Raw genomic sequence first — 13,986 nt, forward strand, 5'->3', positions numbered from 1 at the left:
TCTTATTTATGGCGCACAACCACGATCACGATGATGACTACATATTGGGCTATCAAAAAATAGAACGATATGACGATGATAAAATTAACTCGGTAGCTGTTCACTACAAAGATATTTTAGAGCGTTTAGGCGAAAACCCAGAGCGTGAAGGTTTATTAAAAACACCTGAGCGTGTGGCTAAAGCATTGCAGTATTTAACGCATGGCTACGATATCAAACCGGATGAAATTCTGAAATCAGCAATGTTTGAAGAAGAGTATAGCCAAATGGTTGTGGTTAAAGACATTGAGGTTTTCTCGATGTGTGAGCATCACATGCTGCCGTTTTTTGGTAAAGCACATGTAGCATACATTCCAAATGGACATATTGTTGGCTTAAGTAAAATTCCACGTGTGGTTGATGCTTTTGCTCGCCGCTTGCAAGTGCAGGAACGTTTAACTAACGAAATTAGAGATTGTATCCAGAACACTTTAAACCCAGCGGGTGTTGCGGTAGTAATGGAGTGCAAGCATTTGTGTATGGCAATGCGTGGTGTTCAAAAGCAAAACTCGGTAACTACAACCTCGGCCTTTACAGGTGCATTTTTGCAGAATGATAAAACTAGGGCAGAGTTTTTAAGGTTGATTACCGCGAATTTACACTAAGAGATTTACGATTTTATCCCGTATGTACGAGAACGAAGTACGATTTTGTACTGCCGAAATTATGAAGGTTTTTAGTGTGTTTTGTAAATCACAACAATAATCAATCTAACAATAGAACAATTTATATTTGATATGGAGGTTAAATCGATGTTTACTATCTCAATACTCATATCTCAAATCTAAAAAAAATGAAAGCATATATTTTTCCGGGGCAAGGCGCCCAATTTGTAGGCATGGGCAAGGATTTGTATGAAAGCAGTGAGCTAGCCAAAGAACTTTTTGAAAAGGCAAATGAAATTATAGGTTTCCGTATTAGCGATATCATGTTTGGCGGCACTGATGAGGAACTGAAACAAACAAACGTAACTCAACCAGCTATTTTTTTACATTCGGTGATTTTAGCTAAGGTTTTGGGAGATGATTTTAAACCAGAAATGGTTGCCGGACATTCCTTAGGTGAATTTTCGGCGCTGGTTGCTGCTAACGCATTGTCATTTGAAGATGGTTTAAAACTGGTAGTTGCCCGTGCAAATGCCATGCAAAAAGCTTGCGAATTGCAACCAAGCACTATGGCCGCTATTTTAGGTTTGGCTGATGAGGTTGTTGAACAAATTTGTGCCGAAATTGAAGAAGTAGTTGTTCCTGCAAACTACAATTGCCCAGGTCAACTGGTAATTTCAGGCAGTATTGAAGGCATCGACAAAGCTTGCGAAAAGTTAACCGCTGCAGGCGCAAAAAGAGCATTGAAATTAAATGTTGGGGGTGCTTTCCATTCTCCTTTAATGGAGCCTGCAAAAGTAGAGCTTCAGGCGGCTATTGAGGCTACAGAAATTAAAGCGCCAATTTGCCCAATTTACCAAAATGTAAATGCACAACCTACTAGCGACCCAGCAGTAATTAAACAAAATTTAATTGCGCAATTAACAGGTGCAGTTAAATGGACACAAACTGCCACCAATATGATTGCTGACGGAGGAAATGAGTTTGTAGAAGTTGGCCCTGGTAATGTGTTGCAAGGCTTGGTAAAAAAGGTAAGCAGAGAAGTACAAACTAGCAGCGCTAGCTTAGCGTAGCAAAAAAAATTTATTGGGGTTGCTCAAAAAGCATTTTAAACCAAGCATAAAAGTTAAAAAGCGTTAAAACCGCTATACATTATCGTTTGTTGTGTTGGAAATAAAGATTTTGCTTTTTAGGCAGCCCCATTTCTGTATATTTATGTTTTAAAGCTGTTGAATTTGAATACGGGTTCGAAAATTAGGTTTTTGATGTTACTATTAGGGCTTTGCTGTATTGTTACGGCAATCTCTTTACGTAAATCAATCACTAAAAACAGCTTATTACAGCATGAGGCAAATCAGCTTCAAGAAAACTTATTAGCAAAAGAAAGAGTAGCCTACGAGTACTTCGGCAACCCAGCCAAATTGGAGCAGCTCAAAAGACTAAGCGTTGACGAGGAGCTTTCCAATATTTTCATCAATACTTATCGTACTGGGGGAATTAATGTACTTGTGTATCGAAACCTGCATTTAGAGTACTGGAGCAGTTATAAAGCTTTCCCAACTAATGTAAGTAAGCTTAAAGAGGGATCTTCTTTAGTACTGCTGGCCAATGGTTATTACGACTTAATTAAGAAGACTGTCGGCAATTATACGTTCGTTTTCATCATTGCTGTAAAATCCAAATATGCTATTGAAAATCAATATCTTAGAAACGAGATTTGGCCAGGACTTTTCAATAAAAAAACGCTAGAAATAGCTTCGTTTAACGATAAAGAAACTACTGAAATTTTCAGCTTAAATAAAGATTACCTGTTTACGGTAAAACTAAGCAATACCTACGATGATAATATCTATACTCACTTACAATTGTGTCTATGGATTCTAGGCGTTGTTTTTATTAGTCTTTTTGTAAATTCATGCGGTTTATGGTTAGCGAAAAAAGGCAAGCCCATGGTGGGAACTATGTTGGTTGCAGTTTATTTCTTTATTGTTCGCTTTACCGACTTGAAATTCTTTTGGCTCAATCACCAGTTTAATCTTAAACTTTTTGACCCTACTATTTATGCAGAAAGCGACTTCCTCCCGTCGTTGGGTGATTTGTTGTTAAACGTAATTTCCTGCACCTGCGTGCTCATATTCGTGTATGCACACCGTAAAGAGTTCACATTACCTAAGTGGGCTGCAGCAAAGCGATGGGTAAATTATTTATTGCTCCTTGTTTTCGCTACCATTATTGGCGTTATTGGTTTTTTAACTGAGGATTTGTTCTTTGGCTTAGTTTTTTATTCAAAAATAGATTTCAATATTAGCAACATCATCAACTTAGGCTGGGTAAGCTGGCTAAGTATTGTCATCTTATGTTTGGTTTGGTTGAACATCTACTTATTGGTAAGTTCTTTAGTGGTAGTTACCTCTCAATTTGTTATTACTACAAAACAAAAACTTTATACTGGCCTAGCACTGCTTTTTGGCTATACGGTATACATGCTTATCAAAGATTATACTGTTTTTTACCTTATTTATGCCTTGCTCATTTTTATGATTGGGTACAATGTTAAGGTACAAAAGCAAGGATTCTCCATTTCAGTGATGGCGGTGGTATTCCTGTGTATGGCATCCATCACTTCTATCAAATACATTAAATTTGAAGATATAAAGGAACGGAATACCAGAGCAGGCATTGCTAGGAAATTGATGTACGACGATGACCCTAAAGTACTGAATGCCATTGAAGTTTTGGAACAAGGCCTTACCTTGGATAGTCAGGTGGTAAGCTATTTCAAACAGCCGATGCTTACGCCTACGTCAAACTTCCAAAACTACATTGTAAAAAATTATTTGGACGGCTACCTCTCGAGATTTGAATATAAAATTTTTGAATATGGCTTGGACGACAAGTCATTAAAGCTTGCTGAGGGACTTCCTATTGCCAAATACAAAAACTTAGTAAAATATGGAGCGGTTAAAGCTCCCCAAGGCGATTATTTCTATCGGGTTAATGATACGTTTGGCTTCCAAAATTTTTCGGACTGATCCCAATTTTCGATGGTGATAACTTGTTAGGAACGATGGTAGTAGAGCTGATTTCAAGGCCTTACGATTATAATAGCTTTTTCCCTGATTTGCTAATTGATGGCAAGCTGAAAAGTGACGAAGACCTAAGTAAATATTCGTTGGCTTTCTATAAAGGAAATCAGCTGTTTGGACAGTCGGGAAAATACGTTTATCCGATGATAAACACAGAATTTAAAGGAGAACGAGATAATATTACCTTTGTTAACGAGCGGCAAGACGGCGCCAATTTTAGCCACGCCGTATATAAACCGCTGAGCAACCGATTAATCATCATCTCCATAGAAAAAGTTGATTTCACGGTGCGTTTAGCAACACTTTCCTTCTTCTTTTTAATCTTTATCATTTTTGGCTTGATAAGCTACATGGTAACTTGGTTAGCCATCAATATCAGCGATAGCCGTGGAGGTTTGTTCAATATCAATAGGTATTTGATGATCAATGCCAATAAAATACTGTACAAAACCCGCATTCAGCTTTCAATTGTGCTGTCGGTTGTAGCTACCTTAGTTATTGTTGGATGGGCAACTTTCTTTAACATTAAGCACCAATATTTAGAGCAGCAGAATGAACAGGTACGGGAAAAGATACGCAAGATCCAGTTGGGTTACGAAAAGCAGATTTCCTTACCAGGAACAATCAGTAACGATAGCGAATCACAGTTTGAGTTTAACCAATTTGCAGATGTAAATGGGGTTTACCTGAATTTGTATGATATAGATGGTAATCTGTATTTAACATCACTCCCTAAGCTTTACGACTTGGGTATCATCGCCCGCAAAATGGGCCCAATGGCCTACATGAGATTAGCGGTTCAGCAAAAATCGGAATTCATTAATCCTATTGAGAAAATTGGTGAATTTACTTATGCTGCAGCGTATGCTCCAATTCGCAACAGTAACAACCAAACCGTAGGCTACATTAGTATTCCATATTATGCCAACGAGGAAGATTATCAGGCGAAAATTGGCTTGTTTATCAACACTTTAATTAATATTTATGCCTTAGTTTTTGTATTGATAGGTGTTTTGGCCGTATTCCTAGCAAACCAAATCACTAGTCCCCTTACTTTCATACAAGAAAATATTCGCCGTACTAAATTTGGGCAAACCAACCAACCAATTGTTTGGCATAGAGCCGATGAGATTGGCGTGCTGATTAAGGAGTATAACAAAATGATTGCCGAGTTAGAGATTAGCGCTAACAAACTTGCCCGAAGTGAGCGTGAAAGTGCTTGGCGTGAGATGGCGAAACAAGTTGCACATGAAATTAAAAACCCGTTAACGCCATTAAAGTTAGGTGTGCAGTTGCTTGAAAAATCGTGGAAAGAGCAGGATCCAAACTTCGAAAAGAAATTTGCGAGCTTCAATAAATCATTTGTTGAGCAAATAGATAGTTTGGCAACTATTGCCTCTGAATTTTCGAATTTTGCAAAAATGCCTGATACCAAATTGGAACACATCCAACTATTACCTATCATTGAGCAGGCCAGAGAAGTGTTCAGTTCAATGGATCACGTGGAAATTCATGTGCTAAACCGAGCTACGAAAGAAATTATAGTACTAGGAGATAAAGATCAACTGTTGCGCTCATTCAATAACTTGTTTAAAAACGCAATCGAAGCTGCAGATGGAAAAGATAAATGCGTAATTAAAGTTCATTTAGCTAATGATGAGCAGCAAGCTTTTGTGGAGGTAGAAGATAACGGAAAAGGCATTGACCCATCTTTGCAGGGCAATATATTTAGGGCAAACTTTACCACAAAATCCTCAGGTACAGGGCTCGGTCTGGCCTTCGTTAAACAAGCCATTGAAAACGCTGGAGGTAAAGTAGAATTTACTTCTGTACTTAACAACGGCACCATTTTCTACCTTACATTTCCGTTGGTGTAATGATGCTTAGGTTGCGCCTCATATCGCTTTTAGTGATTTTGGTAACTACATCAAAGGCGCAGTTAAATCAAAACCAGCGGGTAAAAAAAATAACAACTACCAATGTCATTGTCAATCTAGACAGCTTGAGCATTGTACCGCAATCGCTTAGCGTTCGTTATGAATCAAATTTACCTGTTGATACCAGCTTATATTCCGTGGATTTTGCTCAAGCTACTTTTTTATGGAAAGGTGTAGCTGGGATCAACTTGAGTGTAAGCTACAAGGTTTTTCCCATTCTTTTTTCGAAACGTTACTACCATAAGGATGTTAAGGTATTGGAGCAGCTGCCAATTGACAATAGCAGTTTTTATGTTTACAAACCAGTAGTGCAAGAAAATGCGCTATTCTCAATGAAGGGGCTCAATAAAAGCGGGAGCATCTCAAGAGGAATCATGTTTGGCAACAACCAAAATCTTTCGCTCAACTCTAACATGGTGCTGCAAATGTCGGGAAAGATTGGCAACGATATTGAAATTTTGGCAGCCATATCCGATGACAACCTACCAATTCAGCCTGAAGGTAACACACAGCAGTTGAACGAGTTTGATCGTGTGTTTGTTCAATTGAAAAAGGACAGCACGGTGCTAACTGCTGGCGATTACGAACTTAAGCGACCTGACAGCTATTTTATGAACTTTTACAAGCGAACACAAGGCGCTATGCTGAGCCATAACTTTGTACTAACCAACGGCATGCGTGCTAGCACTACCGTTGCGGCAGCAGTAGCAAAGGGGCGTTCGGCACGTAACCAGTTTTTAGGCGAAGAAGGAAATCAAGGCCCCTACCGCTTAACGGGAAATAATGGCGAAACTTATTTGGTGGTAATAGCCGGAACAGAAAGAGTATTTATTGACGGTGTTCCGCTGGTGAGAGGCCAAGATAATGATTATGTTATTGATTACAATACTGCAGAAATTACCTTTACGGCAAAGCATCTCATCAATTTAAACACACGTATCTCTGTGGAATTTGAATATTCTGATAAAAACTATGCTCGTTCGCTTACCTTTTTAAACCAACGCTTCGAGACAGATAAACTTGCTTTCCGCTTCAATTATTATAACGAAAAAGACAATCGAAATCAGCCGTTTTTGCAGACCCTGAATGATGAGCAAAAGCAATTTATGGCCACACTTGGAAGTGATATCACACAGGCTTATTACCCCAACGTTACTGAAGTCTCCTTCAGTGAAAGTGAGATTTTGTATGAGCGGTTAACCACTGCTACCGGAACAACTTATTATCGCTACAGCACGGATCCTACTTTAGCGAAATTCCGTGTAGGATTTTCATTTGTGGGCGAAGGTCGCGGTAATTATCGCATTAATGGCCAATCCGCAGCCAATGGAAAAGTGTACGAGTTCGTTGAACCAGTAGCTGGTGTATTGCAAGGAAGTTATGAGCCTATTACGCTACTCATCACACCAAAACAACAACAGCTAATTACGCTGGCCGCTGATTTTAAACCTAAAAAACTTAGTCTTTTAAGCGCTGAACTAGCTGTGAGCAACAACAATGTTAACCTTTTTGCCGATAAATCAGCCGCCAATTTAACAGGTCACGGACTTAGATTAGAGGCTGCGCACCCATTCTTGTTGGGACAAAAAGGCCTCAAACTGAACACCTCCGCCAACTACGAGTATGTAAGCAAAACTTTTAAACCTATTGAAAGGTATCGCATCGTAGAGTTTAACCGCGATTTTAATTTAGATATTGTAAATACGCCAGCAACTGAAAACCTTTTCTCCACTACGCTACAACTCTATAAAAGCGATGCTCAAAATATTGCCTATTCGCTAAATACCTTCACCAGACAGGGAGAATATCAAGGTTTTTTACATAAAGTAAATTCTCTTTACAAAGTAGGAAAGTACGGACTAAAATATGATGGAAGTTTACTAAAATCGGACGCTACCTTAAGCAGTGGGGAGTTTTTCAAACATTATCTCGATGTTAACAGGGAAGTTTTTAAAATGCAGTTGGGTTTTATTTTCGAGCAGCAGCAAAACACTACCACCAATAAACAAACTGATTTGTTGAATGGAAACAGCTTCTCCTACCATATCTATAAAATGTACTTGCAAAGCTTGGCTAACCAAAGCAATAGGTACAAAATAGCATACAGTTTCCGGCAAGATCAATTACCTCGCAATACAAGCTTATTAAATAGTTCAAATTCACAAAATGTGGATGTTGGCATAGAGTTAACTAAAAATGTAAACTCGACCTTAAGCTTAACCGCTGGGTACCGAAAAACCAATTACGAAAATGGTTTCGCAGCAGTTAATAGCGATGAAAACGTTGTGGGCAGGTTGGATTACAATCTAAACGCAATGAAAGGATTTATTAATACTTCAGTGTATTATGAAGTAGGAAGTGGGCAAGAGCCAAGGAGAGAAATTACGTATTTGGAAGTGTTACCAGGCCAAGGTATTTACGCTTGGAACGACTATAATGGCAACGGAATTAAAGAGTTAAATGAATTTGAAATTTCCAGATTTCCAGACCAAGCTAAGTATATTCGCGTATTTACTGCCGGAACCAGTTATGTACGCACCAACTTCACCGGAGTAAACCAAAGCATACGTATCACACCAGCGGCTATCCTGAAAAGTGGCAAAGGCATTCAAAAATTGATAAGTCGCTTTAGCAACCAACTTTCTTATAAAATAGATAGAAAGATTTTAGCAGGCGATGGATTTCAAGTATATAATCCTTTCAATACTGGAATTGATGCGGCCAATTTAATTTCGTTGAATTCTTTCCTTCGTAACACAGTTTTCTTTAATAGGAGCAATCCAAAATTTGGCGTTGATTTCAATTACCTCACTGATGGTGGAAAAAGCTTTTTAAGTAATGGTTTTGATAGCCGTAAGCGCAACGAAAAAGGTTTACGCCTGAGGACATCTCCAGCCAAAAGCACAAATATCAATTTGACATTAAACCAAGGGCTGAAGAATTACAATTCCGAACTATTTCAACAGCGTAATTACCGAATCAGCTACTTAGAGCTTTTACCTGAATTTAACTATCAATTTAATGCTGATTTGAGATTAACTTTAGCCGGAGCCTACGGAAAGCAAAGCAATGCAGATGAATTTGGTGGCGAGCAAAATGATAACTTGACTTTTACTACCGAAACGAGATACAATGTTCTCAAAAAAGGGGTTTTAACAGGAAGGTTAAGCTACATCAACAACAAATTTAATGGAAATGCTAACAGTACTATCGGCTACGAAATGCTATCGGGCTTACAAACAGGCAATAACTACACTTGGGGTTTAGGCTTACAGCGCACTGTAGGCAATGGCATCCAACTTAACATCAGTTACGAAGGCCGTAAATCTCCAGAAGTAAATGTGGTGCATACGGGCAATATGCAGGTGAGAGCGTATTTTTAGCAATATCTTTTTGCTTCAACTAAAAAAGCAGCGATGATCTCGCTGCTTTTGCTATCGTGTACTATTTAAATTCACTTGTGGTGTGGAAGTTAATATCTGGATAATCACGTTTAGTCATCTCAATCATAAAATCATTGTCAGATAAATAAACTGGGTTGCCCTCTTTATCCGTTCCTATGTGTTGCTGCTTACGCTTTACAAACTCATCCAGTTTTTTCTTATCATCAGAAGTTACCCAACGTGAGCGACTGTAAGTTAAAGTACGGAAACGACATTTAGCACCATACTCGTGCTCTAAACGGAAATTGATTACCTCAAATTGGAGCTCGCCAACAGCGCCAATTACTTTACGGTTACCCGGCTGCATTACAAAAAGCTGCGCCACACCTTCGTCAGTTAGCTGCTCAATTCCTTTTTCCAATTGTTTAGTACGCATTGGATCCATATTCTCCACCTCCTTAAAAATAGCCGGCGAAAAACTAGGGATCCCCTTAAACTGCAATTTTTCCCCTTCCGTCAACGTATCACCAATTTTAAAGTTGCCACTATCGTACAAACCAACCACATCGCCAGGCCAAGCCTCTTCTACTAAGCTTTTTTCGTTTGCCATAAAGTCCATAGGGTTGGCAAACTTCATTTTCTTGTCTTGGCGGGTATGGTAATAAAATTTATTACGCTCAAACTTGCCCGAGCAAATTCGTAAAAAGGCAATTCTGTCCCTATGCTTAGGATCTAAATTGGCATGGATTTTAAAAACAAAACCGCTAAAGTTTTTTTCGTCAACTAGTACATCACGCTCTTCAGCTTCGCGATGCCTAGGACTTGGTGCAATTTCAATAAACGTGTCAAGTAATTCCTTAATACCAAAATTGTTAATTGCTGATCCAAAAAATACTGGCGCCAACAAACCTTCTTTGTACAACGAAACGTCTAAATCGCCATAAACTCCGTTTACCAATTCAGTTTCGTCTTTCAAGCTCGATACTTCCTTTTCTTGCAGGTAGTCTAATAAAGCAACGTCATTTAAATCGCTTACTTTCACTACCGAGTCGGTTACTTTGCTTTTATCAGAGTGGAAAAGGTTCAGTTGCTTATGGTAAATACTGTAAACACCTTTGAAGGTATGGCCCTGCCCAATTGGCCAGCTTTGCGGGCACAAGCTAATATTTAGCTTCTCCTCAATTTCATCCAACAAATCAAAAGCCTCTTTACCTTCACGGTCCATTTTATTAATGAAAATAATTACCGGAGTGTTACGCATTCTACAAACCGACATCAGTTTCTCGGTTTGTTCCTCCACACCCTTAACGCAGTCAACCACTAAAATTACACTGTCAACTGCCGATAGCGTACGGTAAGTGTCTTCCGCAAAATCCTTGTGGCCTGGGGTATCTAAAATGTTGATACGTTTATCGCTATACTCAAATCCCATTACCGATGTAGCTACCGAAATACCACGTTGGCGCTCAATTTCCATGAAATCCGAGGTGTTGCTTTGGTTAGCTTTATTCCTTTTTACCGCACCAGCAGTGTTAATTGCCCCTCCAAAAAGTAGAAACTTCTCGGTAAGGGTAGTTTTTCCCGCATCGGGGTGACTAATAATAGCAAAGGTTTTTCTTTTTTCTATCTCTGGGTGTAGCATAAAATTTTGGGGTTATGGCAATAGCGTAATCCAGGTTATAAAAACCTCAAATCGAATAATATAACTACGCAATGCTTCATCGAGCTGCAAAGGTACACAAAAAGCATGACGCTAAAAAACGAGTATAAATGTTTGTTTTCGAAAAGCAATTGTAGTGGTTCTTCGGTACCGAAAGTCCCGCTTTCAGTTCAATCTTTTTGTTGGTATTGCCATTCATAATTGTCATGCTGAGCTTGTCGAAGCATCTGCTAATTAGTAAACAACCCTTCGACAAGCTCAGGGTGATACTGACAAAAAGTATTTCCCTTCAATCGGGTTTAATTAACGATTGACTGTGCTAGTTAACTTCGGCAACTTCCTACTAAGTCGCATAATTAAGACTGACAATTTGAAGGTCAAAGTCTTAGCGTACCTCTTTATTTCTTTGCGGTTAATTCACCGCAAAGGTTTTATAAGTCTTCGCAAAGTTTCGCAAAGGACTTTATTAATTCGCTATTTAATAAGTCTGCTTATACTCGTTGGTGGGGCAGCCAGCAAGAGCGGTAGATGTGCTTACAATTCAACTTTGTGTTCTTTGTGACTTGGTGGTTTAATAAAATATCAACCAATCTCGTATATTAGAGTTTAAAACCAATTTACTATGATTATTTTAGGAATTATCGCTGTCGTAATTTTGCTTATCGGGATAGGCATTTACAACTCACTTATCGGAAAGAAGAACCAAGTAACCAATGCCTTCTCTGCTATAGATGTAATGCTTAAAAAGCGTTATGATCTTATCCCAAACTTAGTAGAAACCATTAAGCAATACATGACTTATGAAAGTGAAACGCTAAGTAAAATTACTCAAATGCGTACTCAGGCAGCCACTGGAAATATCAGCGATGCCGAAAAAGTGCAACTAGATCAGCAATTGAGTACAGCGGTTAGAGGGGTAATGGTAAATGTAGAAAACTACCCTGAGCTAAAGGCTAATACAAATTTCCTTAACCTCCAAAGTACTTGGACCGAAAGTGAAGAACAAATTGCGGCGGCTCGCAGAACTTACAATGCCGCGGTAACGGATTATAATAATGCAGTAATGATGTTCCCAAGTAGCATTTTTGCTGGTATGTTAGGTTATCAAACCATGCCTGTTTTAGAAACTCCCGCCGAAGAACGTAAAAACATTAGCGCTAAGGAATTATTTAATAACTAATGCAAATTCACGAACGGCCAGAGATGCTTTCAGTACTAAATGAACTGGAAGTGGCTCGACTGCATATTGCCCAGCAACATACAAGGGCATATTGGAGTATTGGTATTGGTGTGGCTTGTGTATTTGCAGGTTACGCTTTTGGTTTCCCGGAAATCGGACTAGCGTTTCTAATCATTGGAGTACTGGCAGGCATGGTCATCTTCGGCTTGGTAAGTAAGGAAACCTCACAATATAAGCTAGATTTTAAGTATAATGTGATTGGTGCTGCTTTAAAGCAATTTGGGGAAGATTTACGTATTGAACCAGATTCGGGAATTAGCGAAAGAGATTTTATTGATAGTTACCTGTTTTCGCAAAAGCCAGACCGGTACAAAACTGAAGATTTGGTATATGGTAAGCTAGATAAAACCCAAATCCATTTTGCCGAGGTACATGCCGAATATAAAACTACAAATGGTAAGCAAACAAATTGGCATACCATATTTAAAGGCATTGTTTTTTGTGCCGATTTTAATAAGCGGTTTAATGGCTTAACCATAGTGAGGCCCAAAGGTTTTGGTATAGGTATTGGCAAGTGGATTTCTAAAAACGTACTGGGTAACAAGCGTATTGTTGAGCTAGAAAATGTAGATTTCGATAAAATGTTCATCACCGAAAGTGGCGACCAAGTAGAAGCTCGTTATATTTTAACCCCATCAATGATGGAAAAGCTACTGGAACTTAACCAATATGCCAATTCCCCTATTTCAGTTTCTTTTGTTTGGTCTAACGTCTATATCGCATTTCCACTTAACCACAATTATTTCGAGGCACCAATTTTTAAATCATTACTTAATGCAGATGTGTTAGAAAAGGATTTGAATATTTTAAGATTAATGCGGCATGTAGTAGAGGAGCTGGATTTAAATACTAGGATTTGGACGAAGCAGTAATTGCAGGTTTACACATTTAATGAGTGCTATGCAAACAATACTTCAAGAATTGGAAGCTGCCCGAAAGCGTGTCGCAAAGCGTTACATTTTAGGTTATACTTTCATGTGCATGAGTATTCCATCTGCTTTGGCGTTTACCTATTTTAATTTTATAGGGCTTGGAGTAACTTGTTTTTTCCTATGCCTCTTTGTAGGATTTACCATTATTTTATTTGTTGAAGAAAAGGAAAAGCGATACCGATTAGATTTTAAACAAAAATTAGTTGCCAGCGTTGTTGATGCTCAAGGTGCTGGCCTTAAAATGGATCCAACTACTGGCATAGGTCCAAAGGATTTTATAGCTAGTTTTTTATTTGCAGAAAGACCTGATCTTTATAAAACCGAAGATCTGGTTTACGGAAAGATCGGAGAAACGACTATTCACTTTGCAGAGGTAGGTGCGCAGTTTTTAGTGGACGGAAAGCATGGTTCTATCTTTGAAGGAATTTTGTTTTGTGCAAGTTTCAATAAGCATGTTGAAGGCCTCACATTGGTAAGGCCGAATACACGTGTAGGAATGGTGAAAAAGTGGATGAATAAGCAGTTTTATGCAAATACTCATCTAGTAAAATTAGAAAATGTTGAGTTCGACAATACTTTCTATACACAGGCTAATGATCAACTTTAACCCCATCCATGATGGAAAAGCTACTAGAACTTAACCAATATGCCAATTCCACTATTTCGGTTTCTTTTGTTTGGTCTAATGTTTACATTGCTTTTCCGTTAAACCATAATTATTTCGAAGCTCCAATTTTTAAATCGTTACTTAATGCAGATGTTTTAGAGAAAGATTTGAATATGCTACGTTTAATGCGACATGTGGTAGAGGAACTGGATTTGAATACTAGGATTTGGACGAAGCAGTAATTGCATTTTGCTGGTAACTTCGTCAATCTTAATATGAAAGATGCTGATAAGATTGACAAAGTTGTTGCAGGGGTTACATAGGTCTAGTGCTATTTTTAGACTTACGAAGTTTTGGAAACTTCATAAGTCTTTTAAACACTCAGAATAAGCCTTTGTTAAATAGACCTGATTGTAGCGGAAATACTTTTTGTTGGTGTCACCCTGAGCTTGTCGAAGGGTTGTAGGCTAATAGCGAATGCTTCGACAAGCTCAGCA

Annotated in this window: 8 protein-coding genes and 1 pseudogene; 8 read left to right on the forward strand and 1 reads right to left on the reverse strand. The window is 38.6% G+C overall.

Translation table 11 applies throughout. The features are described 5' to 3' along the window. The first annotated feature begins 8 nt into the window (after window positions 1-8). From folE to ACY2A0_RS05780, 5 genes are all read left to right on the forward strand, one after another. Window positions 9-644 (forward strand): GTP cyclohydrolase I FolE, encoded by a 636-nt coding sequence (gene folE, locus ACY2A0_RS05760; RefSeq protein WP_461788600.1) that lies wholly within the window; start codon window positions 9-11, stop codon window positions 642-644. A gap of 188 nt (window positions 645-832) precedes the next feature. After that, entirely contained in the window at window positions 833-1,717 is an 885-nt protein-coding gene (gene fabD / locus ACY2A0_RS05765; protein ID WP_461788601.1) for an ACP S-malonyltransferase, read from the forward strand. 192 nt (window positions 1,718-1,909) lie between these two features. Continuing rightward, a complete protein-coding gene (locus tag ACY2A0_RS05770; protein ID WP_461791285.1) occupies window positions 1,910-3,676 on the forward strand; it encodes a hypothetical protein in 1,767 nt (588 codons plus the stop codon). Between the two features lie 35 nt (window positions 3,677-3,711). Beyond that, window positions 3,712-5,607: a sensor histidine kinase gene (locus tag ACY2A0_RS05775; protein WP_461791286.1), complete on the forward strand. Its 1,896-nt coding sequence runs from the start codon at window positions 3,712-3,714 to the stop codon at window positions 5,605-5,607. Next, window positions 5,607-9,050, forward strand: a complete 3,444-nt coding sequence (locus tag ACY2A0_RS05780; RefSeq protein ID WP_461788603.1) for a hypothetical protein — start codon at window positions 5,607-5,609, stop codon at window positions 9,048-9,050. The genes ACY2A0_RS05775 and ACY2A0_RS05780 overlap by 1 nt, the downstream gene beginning before the upstream one ends. A gap of 61 nt (window positions 9,051-9,111) precedes the next feature. Here ACY2A0_RS05780 and ACY2A0_RS05785 read toward each other — a convergent pair whose 3' ends face one another. Then, window positions 9,112-10,692, reverse strand: a complete 1,581-nt coding sequence (locus tag ACY2A0_RS05785; RefSeq protein WP_461788604.1) for a peptide chain release factor 3 — start codon at window positions 10,690-10,692, stop codon at window positions 9,112-9,114. 640 nt (window positions 10,693-11,332) lie between these two features. Between ACY2A0_RS05785 and ACY2A0_RS05790 the strand changes: the two genes are divergently transcribed. The 3 genes and pseudogenes from ACY2A0_RS05790 to ACY2A0_RS05800 all read left to right on the forward strand — a co-directional run bounded on the left by ACY2A0_RS05790 (window position 11,333) and on the right by ACY2A0_RS05800 (window position 13,731). Continuing rightward, window positions 11,333-11,890, forward strand: coding sequence for a LemA family protein (locus ACY2A0_RS05790; protein ID WP_461788605.1), 558 nt, complete (start codon window positions 11,333-11,335; stop codon window positions 11,888-11,890). Further along, window positions 11,890-12,822 (forward strand): DUF3137 domain-containing protein, encoded by a 933-nt coding sequence (locus ACY2A0_RS05795; protein WP_461791287.1) that lies wholly within the window; start codon window positions 11,890-11,892, stop codon window positions 12,820-12,822. Before ACY2A0_RS05790 ends, ACY2A0_RS05795 begins: the two co-directional genes overlap by 1 nt. Window positions 12,823-13,123: 301 nt before the next feature. After that, a pseudogene (locus tag ACY2A0_RS05800) lies at window positions 13,124-13,731 on the forward strand (DUF3137 domain-containing protein). Window positions 13,732-13,986: the final 255 nt, after the last annotated feature.

It is taken from the genome of Pedobacter sp. (assembly GCF_965249885.1).
Lineage (GTDB): Bacteria > Bacteroidota > Bacteroidia > Sphingobacteriales > Sphingobacteriaceae > Pedobacter.

What these genes read in the sequence shown, in the direction of transcription:
- folE (WP_461788600.1), top strand. Translation starts at nt 9, where the DNA reads ATGGCGCACAACCACGATCACGATGATGACTACATATTGGGCTATCAA.
- fabD (WP_461788601.1), top strand. Translation starts at nt 833, where the DNA reads ATGAAAGCATATATTTTTCCGGGGCAAGGCGCCCAATTTGTAGGCATG.
- ACY2A0_RS05770 (WP_461791285.1), top strand. Translation starts at nt 1,910, where the DNA reads ATGTTACTATTAGGGCTTTGCTGTATTGTTACGGCAATCTCTTTACGT.
- ACY2A0_RS05775 (WP_461791286.1), top strand. Translation starts at nt 3,712, where the DNA reads ATGGTAGTAGAGCTGATTTCAAGGCCTTACGATTATAATAGCTTTTTC.
- ACY2A0_RS05780 (WP_461788603.1), top strand. Translation starts at nt 5,607, where the DNA reads ATGATGCTTAGGTTGCGCCTCATATCGCTTTTAGTGATTTTGGTAACT.
- ACY2A0_RS05785 (WP_461788604.1), bottom strand. Translation starts at nt 10,692, where the DNA reads ATGCTACACCCAGAGATAGAAAAAAGAAAAACCTTTGCTATTATTAGT.
- ACY2A0_RS05790 (WP_461788605.1), top strand. Translation starts at nt 11,333, where the DNA reads ATGATTATTTTAGGAATTATCGCTGTCGTAATTTTGCTTATCGGGATA.
- ACY2A0_RS05795 (WP_461791287.1), top strand. Translation starts at nt 11,890, where the DNA reads ATGCAAATTCACGAACGGCCAGAGATGCTTTCAGTACTAAATGAACTG.